Raw genomic sequence first — 15550 nt, forward strand, 5'->3', positions numbered from 1 at the left:
GCTTTATGCCCAGGGGGCGCCCCCATCTCACCAGCAACTTCCCGATGATCAGTCGGGGATCATCATACCCGGAGGAGAATGATCGGGATATAAGGGGCGCCATTCATGGCGACCTTTCAAAAATACGCTTCCATCTTCGCCCCAATGATGTTTCCGCAACGCCGGTCTAAACGCTCAACAATCACTGGCCTCACAGGTCATTGCTCAGCACTCTGCCTTCCACTGTTTTTCAGCCATTTAGCCGCTTTTTTTTCCCGCCTGATTACCGGATGGCAGATGGACTTTTTGACGATTTTTTATGTGTTGACAGAGAGTTAGTGCCGGTTTTTCAGATAAAGATTATACTTGCTCAACCGGCCGATCCTGCATAATCGACCCACGTATTCACTTCATGAAATGGAATAAATATGACCAAGCTTAAAGCAGTAATCCCGGTTGCGGGTCTCGGTATGCATATGCTCCCTGCGACTAAAGCCATTCCGAAAGAGATGCTGCCTATCGTCGATAAACCAATGATTCAGTACATTGTCGACGAGTGCGTGGCGGCGGGCATCAAGGAGATTGTGCTGGTCACCCATGCTTCCAAAAATGCAGTGGAAAACCACTTCGATACCACCTACGAGCTGGAAGCGCTGCTTGAAGCGCGCGTGAAGCGCCAACTGCTGAGCGAAGTGCAGTCAATCTGCCCGCCGGGCGTGACTATCATGAACGTGCGTCAGGCGAACCCGCTGGGTCTTGGCCACTCAGTACTGTGTGCCCGTCCGATGATTGGCGACAACCCATTTGTGGTGGTACTGCCAGACGTGCTGCTGGATGACTCCACCGCTGACCACCTGCGTTACAACCTTGCCGCGATGGTGGCACGCTTCGAAGAGACCGGCCGCAGCCAGGTTCTGGCGAAACACATGCCGGGCGAAGACCTGTCTGAATATGGTGTGCTGACCACCGAGCAGCCGCTGGATAACCCGGGCGATATCAGCACCATCACCAACTTCGTGGAAAAACCTGAGCATCCGTCCGAGCTGAACTCAGACCTGACCGCCGTGGGCCGTTACGTGCTTTCTGCGGATATCTGGGGTGAACTGGAGCGCACGGAGCCAGGTGCCTGGGGCCGTATCCAGCTGACCGATGCCATCGCCTCCCTGAGCCAGAAAAAACCGGTTGATGCCCAGCTGCTGACCGGCACCAGCTTCGACTGCGGTCGTAAACTCGGCTACATGCAGGCCTTCGTCTCTTACGGTCTGCGCAACAACACCCAGGGCCGCGATTTCCGCGAAGCAATCCAAAAAATTCTGGCAAAATAATCTCTTTCCCCGCCGCGCAGGTTGCGCGGTTTTAAAGGAGTACACATGGCTATTTTGGTAACGGGCGGAGCAGGGTACATCGGCTCCCATACGGTGCTGGCGCTGTTAGAGCGCGGCGACGACGTTGTAGTCCTGGATAACCTTTGCAATGCCTCGCGCGAAGCAATCAATCGCGTTGAGAAGCTGGCTGGTAAGAAAGCGGTCTTCGTTGAAGGCGATATCCGCGACCGCGCCTGCCTGCGCGATCTGTTTGCCAGCAATGACATCTCAGCCGTCATCCACTTCGCCGCGCTGAAAGCGGTAGGCGAATCCACGCGCATGCCGCTGGAATATTACGAAAACAATGTCGCCGGGACCGTGGTGCTGCTGGAAGAGATGCGCGCCGCTGGCGTGTGGAACTTTATCTTCAGCTCATCCGCCACCGTATATGGCGCTGACGCACCGGTTCCGTACGTTGAAACGACGCCGATTGGTGGCACCACCAGTCCGTACGGCACCTCCAAGCTGATGATTGAGTTCGTGATGCGCGACTTCGCCAAAGCCGAGCCGAACTTCAAAGCCATCGCGCTGCGCTACTTCAACCCGGTCGGCGCGCATGAATCCGGAGAGATTGGCGAAGACCCAACCGGTATTCCGAACAACCTGCTGCCGTACATTGCGCAGGTGGCGATTGGGCGTCTGGAGAAGCTGGGCGTATTTGGCGATGACTATGCGACGCCAGATGGCACCTGCCAGCGCGACTACATTCACGTCGTCGACCTGGCGGAAGGGCATCTGAAAGCGCTGGATCACCTGCCAAAAGTTGAAGGCTACAAAGCTTACAACCTCGGCGGCGGCAAAGGCTTCTCAGTGCTGGAGATGATCAAGGCGTTTGAGCAGGCATCCGGTAAACAGATTCCGTTCGAGTTCAAACCGCGCCGCGACGGCGATCTGCCAGCGTTCTGGGCGGATGCCAGCCTGGCCAACAAAGAGCTCGACTGGCGCGTCACGCGCGGTATCGATGCGATGATGCGCGATACCTGGAACTGGCAGTCGAAGAACCCGAATGGGTTTAAGTGATTAAGCAGGTAATGAGTAAAAACCCGGCATATGCCGGGTTTTTTTATGGGCAAATAATTTACTTTGATGTTTTTTTGGTCAGGCATTCATTTGCGGGATGCAGAAAAATCCTAATCAGCACCAGACTAATGCATCAACGTCACAGCTCATCATATTGATTTAGTGAAACCTCGTTACAGCCTTTCATTCTGCGAATCGCCAGCTATATTCTTTCCGGCTCAGTAGCTTGGCGATAAACGCACCGGTGAAAGAAAATTAAGATTCGTCGCGCTGGCATCGGACAATAACCATGTTAATTCGGCAGCACAAAATGTATTATTTGCGATGGTCTCAGACAAAGCGGTTGATGCTGCAATATTGACCATAATTAGCCGAGACGGAAAGCACAGGATTGACTTGTTACACAGCATATTGGTTGCTGCAAGCCAAGGGCGGTAGCGTGGCTATTTTTTGTTTTGCTGAAAAATTGTCCCGCTGGAAATGATAGAGCAGTCTAAAAGACACATTAGAGGTTGTGGAATGTTACTTCCCGTAATCATGGCCGGAGGAACCGGCAGTCGTTTGTGGCCCCTTTCACGTGAATTGTATCCAAAACAGTTCATCAGCTTGCATGGACAGCACTCGATGCTGCAGGAGACTGTCAACCGCCTGACCGGTGTTGAAGCGCGAGCTCCACTGGTCATCTGCAACGAAGAGCACCGTTTCCTCGTCGCTGAACAACTTCGTCAGATCAACAAACTTTCCCATAACATCATTCTTGAGCCGGTTGGTCGCAACACGGCGCCAGCGATTGCTCTGGCAGCGATTAACGCGATTGAGCAAGGCGATGATCCGGTGCTGTTAGTGTTAGCCGCCGACCATGTCATTGAGAACCGCGCGGCATTCCACCAGGCCATCACCACCGCAACGAAATATGCCAAGCAGGGGCATCTGGTCACCTTCGGCATCGTGCCCACCGGACCTGAAACCGGTTACGGCTATATTCATCGCGGTGAGCAGCTGGCGGGTGATGAACATGCGCCGTTTAGCGTGCAGCGTTTTGTGGAAAAGCCTAACCTGAAAACGGCTCAGGATTATCTGGCTTCCGGTGAATATTACTGGAACAGCGGGATGTTTATGTTCCGCGCCAAACGTTATCTGCAGGAACTGGAAAAATTCCGTCCAGATATCCTGGATGCCTGCCGCCGTGCCATGGCGAACGTGGCAGAAGGTAACGACTTCATCAGCATTGATAAAGACGATTTCATTGCCTGCCCGGATGAGTCAGTTGATTATGCCGTGATGGAGCAAACGGACGCAGCCGTCGTGGTGCCGCTGGATGCGGGCTGGAGCGATGTCGGATCCTGGTCCGCGCTGTGGGAAGTGAATGAAAAAGATGCAGCCGGTAACTCGCTGAAAGGCGATACCTTCCTGCACAACACTAAAAATTGCTACATCAACAGCGAAGATCAGTTAGTGGCAGCTATCGGCGTGGAAAATCTGGTGATTGTTAACACCAAAGATGCCGTGCTGGTGGCGCGCAAAGATCAGGTTCAGGACGTCAAACGCGTGGTGGAGTTCCTGAAGAGCGAATGCCGTACGGAATATCGTCGTCATCGTGAAACTTACTGGCCATGGGGACGCTGCGATCTGGTGGTCAATACCGGCCGTTTTAATGTAAATCGTATCACCGTTAAACCGGGTGAACGTTTCGAATTACAGATGCATTATCACCGAACTGAACACTGGGTGATCTTATCCGGCACTGCCAAAGTGACTATTCAGGATAAAACCTTATTGTTGACGGAAAACCAATCGACCTTTATTCCGATTGGCCATCAGCACACGTTAGAAAATCCAGGCAAGATTCCGTTAGAGCTGCTGGAAATTCAGTCAGGCTCCTATCTGGGCGATGACGATTTAATTCTGATTAAAGAACAATTTGCAAGTAAGTAAGGACAGACGAGATCATGGCAGCATTGACCTGTTTTAAAGCTTATGACATTCGCGGTGAGCTTGGCGCGGAATTAAATGAAGAAATTGCATATCGTATTGGTCGCGCTTATGGCGAATTTTTAAAGCCGGAAACGATTGTTGTGGGCGGCGATGTTCGGCTGACCAGCGAAAGCCTGAAAATGGCCCTGGCCAATGGTTTAATGGATGCGGGTACCAATGTACTTGATATCGGCTTAAGCGGCACGGAAGAGATTTATTTCGCCACCTTCCATTTAGGCATTGATGGTGGCATCGAAGTGACGGCAAGCCATAATCCGATGAACTATAACGGCATGAAGCTGGTGCGTGAAGGTTCCCGTCCTATCAGTGGCGATACAGGCTTACGTGATGTTCAGCGTCTGGCTGAAGCTAACGATTTTGCGCCGGTCGATGCAGCGAAGCGTGGCAGCTATAAACAGATTTCGGTATTGGATGCCTATGTCGATCACCTGATGGGCTACATTGATCTGGCAAATTTCACCAAAGCCATGACGCTGGTCATCAACTCGGGTAATGGCGCTGCCGGTCATGTTATCGATGAGATCGAAAAGCGCTTCCGGCAGGCGAATGCACCGGTCACCTTCGTTAAAGTTCACCATGAAGCGAATGGCAACTTCCCGAATGGTATTCCTAATCCCTTACTGCCAGAGTGCCGGAAAGATACCTCCGATGCGGTGAAAGCGAACAAAGCCGACATGGGCATCGCATTTGATGGCGACTTTGATCGCTGCTTCCTGTTTGACGAGAATGCAGAGTTCATCGAAGGTTATTACATTGTTGGCCTGCTGGCCGAAGCGTTCCTCAAAAAAGAGCCTGGCGCGAAGATCATTCACGATCCCCGTTTGACCTGGAACACCATCGACGTCGTCACTAAAGCGGGTGGCATACCTGTTATGTCTAAAACAGGTCATGCGTTTATTAAAGAGCGCATGCGTGAAGAAGATGCTGTGTACGGCGGCGAAATGAGCGCACATCATTACTTCCGTGATTTTGCTTATTGCGATAGCGGAATGATTCCGTGGCTGCTGGTAGCAGAGTTGCTGGCGGTGAAAGGAATGACGCTGTCTGAACTGGTTGCGGAACGTATGAAAGCATTTCCGTGCAGTGGCGAGATTAACTATAAAGTTAATGATGCAAAAAAAATCCTTGAAAATTTAAAAAGTGAATTTGGACTGGATGCTTTTAAATCAGATACTATTGATGGCTTGAGCTTTGAATTTACTGATTGGAGATTCAATGTTAGAACATCAAATACTGAGCCATTACTAAGATTGAACGTTGAATCAAGATCAAATGATGGTTTAGTGAAAGAAAAGCTTGAGGCTATCTCTTATTTAATTAAGGCGCAGGAATGAATCTATCTCTTTTTAAATCCTTATGGGGTTATCGTGGGTTCGTTTTAGGTAATGTTAAGCGAGAATTTCAAGCGAAATATCAAAACTCACTATTAGGTGCGCTGTGGAATATACTTAACCCACTATCCATGATAGTGGTTTACACAGTTATATTTTCTCAAGTGATGCATTCGAGGATGCCTGGAGTTACTAATAGCTTTGGCTATAGCATTTACCTTTGCTCCGGTATTTTGACTTGGGGGCTTTTCGCTGAAGTCGTTGGTAGAGGTCAGAATGTATTCCTTGAATATGCTAATCTACTTAAAAAAATTAGCTTTCCGCGCTTATGTTTGCCAGTGACAATTATATGTAATGCTTTATTAAACTTCTCAATAGTTTTTAGCTTATTTACACTATTTTTGTTGGTTTCTGGCAACTTTCCGGGGTTAAGTTATTTTTACTTAATTCCAGTGCTTTTAGTATTAATGGTCTTTGCAATTGGCTTGGGTATCACATTAGGTGTATTGAATGTTTTTTTTCGAGATGTTGGGCAATTTTTCGGAATAGCTCTCCAGTTTTGGTTCTGGCTAACTCCGATCATATATCCTGCAGACATATTGCCTGCTAAGGCTCAGCAATACCTATCATACAATCCCATGTATGGAGTAATTACTGCAGCGCAGAATATTCTAGTCAAAAGCGAATCGCCTCAACTGCACCAGTTAATACCTACGTTATTTATCGGGATTATTCTATGCGTAATTGGCTTGAAGTTGTTTCGCAAGCATTCCGGTGAAATGGTGGATGAATTGTAATGGGTAAGATAACAGTTAATAATGTTGGAAAAGCATATAAGCAGTATCCCACAAGGTGGAGTCGTTTAGCGGAATGGTTTCTACCAGGTAAAAGAAAACGCCATAAGCTAAAATGGGTATTAGAAAATATTTCCTTCGAGGTCCATCCTGGAGAAGCGCTGGGTATTATAGGGATTAACGGCGCAGGTAAAAGCACACTTCTAAAAATGATTACTGGTACCACGCAACCAACTACTGGAAAAATTAGTTTAGAAGGTAGGGTTGCAGCTATGCTGGAATTAGGGATGGGATTCCATCCAGATTTTACAGGTAGACAAAATGTAATTATGTCTGGACAGCTTTTAGGATTTAGTCTTGAAGAAATTTATCAGCTGATGCCGGGGATAGAGGAGTTTGCAGAGATCGGAGCATATATAGATCAGCCTGTTCGAGTGTATTCGAGCGGGATGCAAATGAGACTAGCTTTTTCAGTCGCTACAGCTGTTAGACCAGATATTCTTATTGTTGATGAAGCACTCTCTGTTGGTGATGCTTATTTTCAGCATAAAAGCTTCAATAGAATCAGAGAATTCAGTCGTGCAGGCACGACTCTCCTTATAGTTTCGCATGATAAACAATCCATCCAGAGTATTTGTGATAAAGCCATCTTGTTAAACAGGGGCAAGCTGGAGATGGAAGGGGATCCTGAGTCTGTAATGGATTACTATAATGCTCTGTTGGCTGATAAACAGAATCAGAAAATAGAACAAGTTGAGCTTGCTGATGGTAGTATCCAAACTGTATCGGGCAGTGGAGAAGCAACCGTCAAAGATATTCGGATATTAAATCAGAAAGGAGACAGCATTGAATTTATCGATGTAGGTGAAGCTGTTACACTCAAAATAACAGTGGTTGTTAATGAAAATCTGCCGAGACTTGTGTTGGGTTACGGTATTAAAGACAGACTGGGACAAGTAATATACGGAACCAATACTGACTTAAAAAAACAAGCCATAATTGAGGCTAGAAAAGGGTCAGAGTATGTGTTTAACATTAGATTTAACGCTAACTTAGGTCCTGGTAGCTACTCAATTCAAACAGCATTAGTCAGTACGGATACTCACTTAGTTAACAATTACGAGTGGCGAGACTTGGCGATGGTTTTTAACATCATTAACATTAATAAACCACACTTTGCCGGATGCGCATGGATTGATCCAGATATAGAGATAAATTGAAATGCCGATAGTAAGTTTCGCTCAAAACTTTGAAGACGTGATGTTGTGGCGTTCTTTAAAAGATATAACTAATGGATTCTATATTGATATTGGTGCTAATGACCCGCTAATCGATTCTGTTACCAATCTTTTTTACCTAAATGGATGGAGTGGGATAAATATAGAACCACTCAAAAAACATTACGATGCATTAGTTGAAAATAGAGAACGAGATATAAATCTGAACTGTGCTATATCAAATTGCACAAGCGAATTAGATATTTGGGAATCTGATATTAGAGGGTGGGCGACACTGGATAAAAGTGTTGTCGAGCAACATGAGTTAAATGGATTTAAGGGCGTTTGGAGAAAAACGCCAGTAAAAACTCTTAAACAAACAATCGAAGAATCGTTGCCAGCTAATATTACTGATATACATTTTCTAAAAATTGATGTTGAAGGAGTTGAAGAGCAAGTCGTAATGAGTAACGATTGGTCAAAGTATCGACCCTGGATTCTTGTTATTGAATCGACAGCACCAAACTCACAAAATGAAAGTCATACTAGTTGGGAAGAGATATTGCTTGCTAACGATTATATATTTTCATACTTTGATGGTTTGAATAGATTTTATATTAGCAAAGAGCATGAGGAATTACTTCCTAATTTTAAAAATCCACCTAATGTTTTTGACGAATTTATTACTTATGCTGAACATTTGAATAAAGAAGTTATCGCGGAGCTTCAAGATAATCTTCAAGTAATGAATGACGAGGTTAGCTCTCTGAATGAGCTTTTAATAGACAAGAATGAAGAGTTGCGTATTTTTTTGGATGAAAATATGATCTTGAAAAATAAATTGAGTGAAGTTTACAGCAGCCACTCATGGAAGCTAACATCTCCTTTTAGACGTGTTTCAGCATTTTTAAGAAGGAAATAAATATAATGAAAAACATCCTTTTTTTGAGCACTTATCCATTTGCCAAACCAAGACATGGCGGTCAGATCAGACTTAGCCAGTTAGTCAAGAAGTTCGAGCGAAATGGTTGGAAGACTAGGTCCATCGCAGTATATGAGGAAGAAAGTTTTTTGGGTGACGAACTTGGTCCCTATGATATCCCATTTCCTGTTGATTCCTTATTTAGATCTTACAAGGGACGACACGTTCCACTAATTAATGATCTTTTAACTGGCGCATATGCTACTTCAGATGAAGGAGGGTTCAGTAAAATTTTAGCTAACCTCCCGACAGAAATTGACGTAATTCACGTTGAACAATGTTGGCTCTGGAATCTGGTCGAAAAAATAAAGAGCATTCCAAAATATAAAAACTCGATCGTAGTTTTTGGTTCTCAAAATATAGAGTTTTTATTAAAGAATGATATATTAGAACAATATAATATTGCAGACCGAGACGATGTAATTGAAGACATCAAGCATCTGGAAATGAGAGCCGTACATGAAGCAGATGTAGTAGCTGCGGTGACAAAAAATGATGTTAAGTCTATGCAAGGTTGGGGCCGTGAATCCATTACGTTAGCAGCAAATGGTATTGAACCATGGAAAACGGATACTTTGACCAGTAAATGGGAAAGTAAATTACCTAAATCCCCATGGATGCTCTATGTTGCCAGTGCTCATCCACCTAACTTTACCAGTTTTAATAAAATTATTGGGGAGAGTTTAGCTTGTATTCCGCCTGATAGTAAGCTTGTTATTGCTGGTAGTGTTTGTGAACATATTTATAAAGAAGTTTTAAAATCGAAATGGGCTAGCATTAATATCAGCCGTCTAGAGTTTTTGTATGTGTTAGATGATGATGACTTAGCGGAAGTTAAGAATAGAGCACATGCATATTTTTTACCTATTGAACATGGTGGTGGTTCAAATCTCAAAACCGCTGAAGCTCTTTACTCAGGCAAGCCAGTAATAGGCACTCTATCAGCTTTTAGAGGTTTCGAAGAATTTTGTGATAGCTCTCGTATCAATATTATTAATAATCCTGAAGAATTCTTTTCAGCAACCAGGCAAGTTTTGACAAGAATTTCACCAATTTTAGATTCCAAAGAGCTTTCCAGCTTAGAAAAGTTAACATGGGACAAAACATTGGATAGTTTGATTCTCGAGGTGGAAAAAGAATATGAGGCTAGTCTAAATGCATAATACTTGGATTGATGTCACAACAATTTTAGGATGGCATAGATCTGCTGTTGGTATTGTCAGAACAGAAGTTGAATGCGCCACGTATGCCTTAAAGATGAATTCATCAGCCTCTGTTAAATTCTGCGCATATAATCCATCAAAAGGTTATTATGAGGTAGAGAAAGGAGTTGTCGAAGAAACAATCAAGCGGATAAATGGACATATTAAAAAGAAAGAAACTTTAATTGCTCAGCCGGGACCGTCAACGATTAATTATAAAGCAAAATTCAAAAGTTTCATTCTTAATTTAATTCGTAAGTTACCAACGAGCTTACAGAGAAGAGTTTTAAACTATCTTCTGCCACGGCGTATTGCGGCTAGTAGTTTGTTAGCTTCCTTAAGATATGCAAAGTTAGCTTTACAGCAGTTGTTAAAACCTAATGCAACTCCCGTAAACGTTCAGCAGCTTGGACATAGGGCTTCTGATAATGTGAATTCACCTTTTAGCCAAGGTGATGAATACATATCAATGGGACTGGATTGGGATCAAAAAGATTTTCAGTATTTATATAGATTAAAAAAAGAACTTAATCTTAAAGTTAAGCTTTTCTGTTACGATGTGATTCCTGTAAAATTACCTCATCTTTGTGTGGGGGACGTTGCTGGAAAATTTTCACATTATTTTTCCGATGTTGCCTGGTGTGCCGATGAAATATTTTGTATTTCTAAATGCTCCAGGGATGATTTGAAAGAATTGTTAGAGCAACTTGGAACGCCTATCCCAAAGTTAACTATCGTTAAGTTAGGTTGTGAAATTAGTGAAGTTGATACGCAACCAGAAATCTCTAATGAAGTACAATTTTTATTGGGCAAAAAATATTTATTATTTGTTTCTACGATTGAAAGAAGAAAGAATCATGAGGTATTATATAAAGCCTATACAAGACTAGTGGATAGCAAGGTCCATGATCTGCCATTACTTGTATTTGTTGGCATGCCAGGTTGGGGTATGAATGATTTTATTACCGATTTGAATCTGGATCCAAGGGTGAAAGGTAATATTATTCAATTGAATAATGTTTCCGATCCAGAATTAACACTGCTCTATAAAAATTGTTGGTTTACAGTTTATCCGTCATTATATGAAGGTTGGGGATTGCCTGTTGCTGAGAGTTTAGCGTTTGGAAAATACTGCCTGGCTTCTTCAGCAGCATCTATCCCAGAAATCGCTGGGGATTTGCTCGATTATGTGGATCCCTGGGATGTGCCCGCATGGTCAAATAATATTAAGTATCTTATTGAAAATCCGGATGTTATAAGGCAGAAAGAGTTAAGAATCAGTAAAGAATATAGTTCGACCAAATGGTCTGATACCGCTGAATCTATATTAGTAAAGTAAAACTGTATTTATGTTTAACCAAAAAAGTGGAATTTCTTATGAGTAACAAGGTTGCAATCGTAACTGGTATCACTGGACAAGATGGTGCTTATCTTGCAGAGCTTCTCTTACAGAAAAATTATACAGTTTATGGCACATATCGTCGTACTAGCTCCGTGAACTTCTGGCGTATTGAAGAGTTGGGAATTAAAAACAACCCAAGCTTGCATCTGATCGAATATGATTTGACTGATCTATCAGCAAGTATTCGCCTTCTTCAAACTAGCGGTGCAACTGAAGTTTACAACTTAGCGGCTCAGAGCTTTGTTGGTGTCTCATTCGAACAACCATTGACGACTGCCGAAATAACAGGTGTAGGCCCTGTAAATTTGCTTGAAGCCATCCGAATTGTTAATCCATCAATTCGGTTCTATCAGGCTTCTACGTCCGAAATGTTTGGGAAAGTTCAGGCTATCCCTCAAAAAGAAGACACACCATTCTATCCAAGAAGCCCATATGGCGTGGCTAAGTTGTATGCGCACTGGATGACGATTAACTACCGTGAAAGCTATAACATTTTTGCTTCAAGCGGAATTTTGTTTAACCATGAATCCCCGCTGCGTGGTCAGGAATTTGTTACTCGCAAAATCACTGATTCAGTTGCAAAAATCAAACTTGGTAAGCTTGATGTACTTGAACTGGGCAACCTTGATGCGAAACGCGACTGGGGCTTTGCTAAAGAGTATGTAGAAGGAATGTGGTTGATGCTTCAGGCAGATGAACCGGATACCTTTGTACTTGCTACCAACCGAACAGAAACTGTACGTGACTTCGTATCGATGGCATTTAAAGCTGCTGGTATTGAATTACGTTTCGAAGGTAAAGACGAACAGGAAGTGGCAATTGACGTGGCAACAAATAAAGTTGTTGTAAAAGTGAATCCGAAATTCTACCGTCCAGCCGAAGTTGAATTACTGATCGGTAATCCCCAGCGTGCTAAGGATATTCTTGGATGGGAACCTAAAACTACTCTTGAAGAGTTATGTGCTATGATGGTTAAAGAAGACCTTCGCCGTAACGAACAAGGATTCTCTTTCTAATATGACTAATGGCAAAAAAGCATTGATCACCGGGATCAAGGGCTTTACCGGCCATTATATGGCAGCGGAACTTTCCGCTGCTGGATATGATGTTTATGGCCTGGGTTCAGCTTCCTCGGATAATATCGATAACTATTTTCAAGTAGATCTCACAGATAATATTCAAGTTAAAAACGCAGTAGATTGTATAAGTCCCGATGTGGTCGTTCATTTGGCAGCAATTGCTTTTGTTGGTCACTCAAATCCGAACGCATTCTATGATGTCAACCTTTCCGGCACGCGCAACTTGCTATCTGCGTTAACAGAAACAAAGAAAAAGCCCGAAGCCGTATTAGTGGCAAGTAGCGCAAACGTTTATGGAAATAATATTGCTGGTAAGCTTGATGAATCAACGCTTCCGAATCCTGCCAATGATTATGCCGTTAGCAAACTTGCTATGGAATACATGGCTAACCTGTTTAAAGATAAGTTGCCATTAATTATTACCCGTCCTTTTAACTATACGGGAGTAGGGCAAGCTGAGAATTTTTTAATTCCTAAAATTGTCAAACATTTCCGCGAACGCAAAGACGTTATTGAACTTGGTAATATAGATGTATGGCGTGACTTCTCAGATGTACGAGATTTAGTAAAATGCTATGCTGAATTACTAAAGTGTAAAGCTTTTGGGGAAGTGGTCAATGTTGCTACTGGAGAGATGCATTCACTTAGAGATGTTATTAGCCTTTGTGAAGATATTACCGGTCACTCCATAACCATTGAGGTAAATCCTGGATTTGTTAGACCAAATGAAATCAAAGAGTTGTGCGGTGATATTTCGTTGCTGAATAGTCTGATTGGCCATGAAATGCAAAAAGTACCACTTAGGGAAACTCTGAAATGGATGCTGGAAACAAAAAGCTAGAGGTTGTTTTCTCGACGGATTGCATAAAATACCCTTTAACGGGTATCGGGCGTTATGCTTTTGAACTGGCGAAACAACTTCAGCAACGGGAAGATAAACTTTCACTTACTTTTTTGCATGGAACAAGAATAAGAGATTCATTGGCGGTTGCAAGTGAATCTTCGCAATCCGTTCAGTCGCTTAAGCGAGAGTTACAAAAAAGCAAAATAGTTAGTGAAGTTTATCGCCTTGTTTTTCCTCATTTAAAGTCCCGGGCACTTAAAAAATTCAAAGAATACATTTACCATAGTCCTAATTATTATCTCCCTCCGCGTGTTAAAAATTGCGTTGCGACTTTTCACGATCTGTCAGTATTTCATTGGCCACAGTTCCATCCTGCTGGGAGAGTACATCTCATGCAGAAAGAGTTGCGTAACACTGTAAAGCGTGCTTCGGTATTGATAACGGATTCGTATTATACAAAAAATGAGTTGATGGAATTTTTTTCGCTGGATGAGAAGAAAATTTCAGTTGCACCATTGGCGTGTAATCACCAATTTCATTCGCGAACTCAAGAGGATGTTCACGCAGTATTGGATAAGTATCATTTAAAATGGCGTCGCTTCTTTCTTTATACTGGTACAATCGAACCCAGAAAAAATATTTTAACGCTTCTACGTGCATATGATCGCTTGTCATTACAAGAGAAGAACAATTTCCCGCTCGTTATTAGCGGATATAAAGGCTGGGAAAATGAAGAGCTCTTTCGTCTTTTTGATAAAGGCGAGCGGGAAGGCTGGTTGAAATATTTAGGCTTTGTGCCAGGTAACGATTTACCCATGCTCTTTAGTGCTGCTAACAGTTTCCTCTTTCCTTCGATTTATGAAGGGTTTGGATTACCAGTTTTGGAGGCTATGTCATCTGGCACTCCCGTTATTTGTTCAAATGCAACGTCATTACCTGAAGTTGTTGGAGATGCCGCGCTAATGCATGAACCGGAAGACATAGAATCGCTCACGCATTATCTGAAAATGATGATTAATGATGAGGAGTTGAAACAGAAAATGATCCAGGTTGGTCTTAGTCAAGCCCAAAATTATTCGTGGTCATTCTGTGCCGATAAAACGATAGAAGCGTATGATCAGGTTTCTAAATTAATATGATAAAAGTCCTTCACTGCTATAAAACATATTACCCGGATACTTTTGGTGGGATTGAGCAAGTTATTTATCAGCTCGCTGAAGGCGGTGTGAAAGAAAATATCCAATCAACGGTTTTTACGCATAGTCCTGATTTTGATGATGCTATTTCAATGTTGGATCATCATACTATTCATCGTGTTAAAACATTATTTGAGTATGCTTCTACGCCAATTTCATTTACTGCTATTGCTGAGTTTAAAAAGCTAGCAACACAGGCAGACATTATTCATTATCATTTTCCCTATCCGTTTATGGATGTCCTGCATTTCTCAAATTTTACAAAAAAGCCATCGATCGTAAGCTATCATTCCGATATTGTTAAACAAAAGGCTTTGCTAAAACTTTATACACCATTGATGAATAGGTTCCTTTCCAGTGTAGATTGCATTGTTGCTGCATCACCAAATTATGTCGAAAGTAGCCCGATTCTGCAAAAATTTAAAGATAAAGTTAAGGTCATTCCCTATGGTCTGAATGAAAGTTTTTATCAAAACAATGATCCCCAGGTATTAGAAAAGTGGTCCCAGCGATTCCCTAACGGCTTTTTTCTTTTCATTGGGACTTTTCGTTACTATAAAGGGCTTCACATACTCATCGATGCTGTCGCTGGTAGTGATTATCCTGTTGTCATTGTTGGTGCGGGACCCATCGAATCTGAACTGAAAGCGCAAGCCCAATCGTTGGGTATCGACAATATTCATTTCCTTGGTGCATTACAGGATGACGATAAATCTGCGTTATTACAGCTTTGCACTTGCTTAGTTTTTCCTTCACATCTTCGTTCAGAAGCTTTTGGTATTTCTTTGCTTGAAGGGGCTTTGTACTCAAAACCACTGATTTCAAGCGAAATTGGAACCGGTACTACTTTCATCAATATTGACGGTCTTACCGGTCTGGTTGTCCCGCCTTCAGACCCCAGGGCTTTACGCGAAGCTATGGATGAGATCTGGTTCAACCCAGAGAAGGCTCATACCTTTGGCCAGGCTGCTCAACAACGATTCGAAAAACTTTTTACAGCGGACAAGATGATTGAAAGTTATGCAGGTTTATATATGTCTCTGTTAAATAAGTAAATTTTATCACTCGCTGCATTTCTCAAAAAGCATCAATAATTACCTCTTATCACCTCTCATGAGTTAACATATTGGTCACTTACTGAATGG

13 protein-coding genes are annotated in these 15550 nt (G+C 43.0%); all 13 read left to right on the forward strand.

Translation table 11 applies throughout. The annotated features are described in order from the left end of the window. Positions 1–407 precede the first annotated feature (407 nt). Positions 408–1304, forward strand: coding sequence for a UTP--glucose-1-phosphate uridylyltransferase GalF (gene galF, locus AC6I8F_RS07270; protein WP_021509335.1), 897 nt, complete (start codon positions 408–410; stop codon positions 1302–1304). A gap of 45 nt (positions 1305–1349) precedes the next feature. Further along, positions 1350–2363 (forward strand): UDP-glucose 4-epimerase GalE, encoded by a 1014-nt coding sequence (galE, locus tag AC6I8F_RS07275; protein WP_150058652.1) that lies wholly within the window; start codon positions 1350–1352, stop codon positions 2361–2363. Between the two features lie 519 nt (positions 2364–2882). After that, a complete protein-coding gene (locus AC6I8F_RS07280; protein ID WP_058757298.1) occupies positions 2883–4298 on the forward strand; it encodes a mannose-1-phosphate guanylyltransferase/mannose-6-phosphate isomerase in 1416 nt (471 codons plus the stop codon). A gap of 14 nt (positions 4299–4312) precedes the next feature. Beyond that, positions 4313–5692, forward strand: a complete 1380-nt coding sequence (gene cpsG, locus AC6I8F_RS07285; protein ID WP_104189686.1) for a phosphomannomutase CpsG — start codon at positions 4313–4315, stop codon at positions 5690–5692. Next, complete coding sequence (locus tag AC6I8F_RS07290; RefSeq protein WP_058757300.1) at positions 5689–6486, forward strand: ABC transporter permease; 798 nt, start codon at positions 5689–5691, stop codon at positions 6484–6486. Before cpsG ends, AC6I8F_RS07290 begins: the two co-directional genes overlap by 4 nt. Then, a complete protein-coding gene (locus AC6I8F_RS07295; protein WP_058757301.1) occupies positions 6486–7703 on the forward strand; it encodes an ABC transporter ATP-binding protein in 1218 nt (405 codons plus the stop codon). Before AC6I8F_RS07290 ends, AC6I8F_RS07295 begins: the two co-directional genes overlap by 1 nt. A gap of 1 nt (position 7704) precedes the next feature. Next, positions 7705–8622, forward strand: coding sequence for an FkbM family methyltransferase (locus tag AC6I8F_RS07300; RefSeq protein WP_498028679.1), 918 nt, complete (start codon positions 7705–7707; stop codon positions 8620–8622). 5 nt (positions 8623–8627) lie between these two features. Continuing rightward, complete coding sequence (locus AC6I8F_RS07305) at positions 8628–9845, forward strand: glycosyltransferase (RefSeq protein ID WP_498028680.1); 1218 nt, start codon at positions 8628–8630, stop codon at positions 9843–9845. After that, positions 9838–11223 (forward strand): glycosyltransferase family 4 protein, encoded by a 1386-nt coding sequence (locus tag AC6I8F_RS07310; RefSeq protein ID WP_104189692.1) that lies wholly within the window; start codon positions 9838–9840, stop codon positions 11221–11223. The genes AC6I8F_RS07305 and AC6I8F_RS07310 overlap by 8 nt, the downstream gene beginning before the upstream one ends. Before the next feature lie 38 nt (positions 11224–11261). Beyond that, positions 11262–12302, forward strand: coding sequence for a GDP-mannose 4,6-dehydratase (gmd, locus tag AC6I8F_RS07315; RefSeq protein ID WP_058757304.1), 1041 nt, complete (start codon positions 11262–11264; stop codon positions 12300–12302). Position 12303: 1 nt separating this feature from the next. Next, positions 12304–13206, forward strand: coding sequence for a GDP-mannose 4,6-dehydratase (locus tag AC6I8F_RS07320; protein WP_058757305.1), 903 nt, complete (start codon positions 12304–12306; stop codon positions 13204–13206). Next, complete coding sequence (locus tag AC6I8F_RS07325) at positions 13182–14348, forward strand: glycosyltransferase family 4 protein (RefSeq protein ID WP_498028681.1); 1167 nt, start codon at positions 13182–13184, stop codon at positions 14346–14348. Before AC6I8F_RS07320 ends, AC6I8F_RS07325 begins: the two co-directional genes overlap by 25 nt. After that, the gene (locus tag AC6I8F_RS07330) at positions 14345–15460 is read left to right on the forward strand and encodes a glycosyltransferase family 4 protein (protein ID WP_168715151.1); all 1116 of its coding nucleotides are present in this window, start codon (positions 14345–14347) and stop codon (positions 15458–15460) included. The genes AC6I8F_RS07325 and AC6I8F_RS07330 overlap by 4 nt, the downstream gene beginning before the upstream one ends. Positions 15461–15550: the final 90 nt, after the last annotated feature.

It is taken from the genome of gamma proteobacterium symbiont of Axiagastus rosmarus (assembly GCF_059730925.1).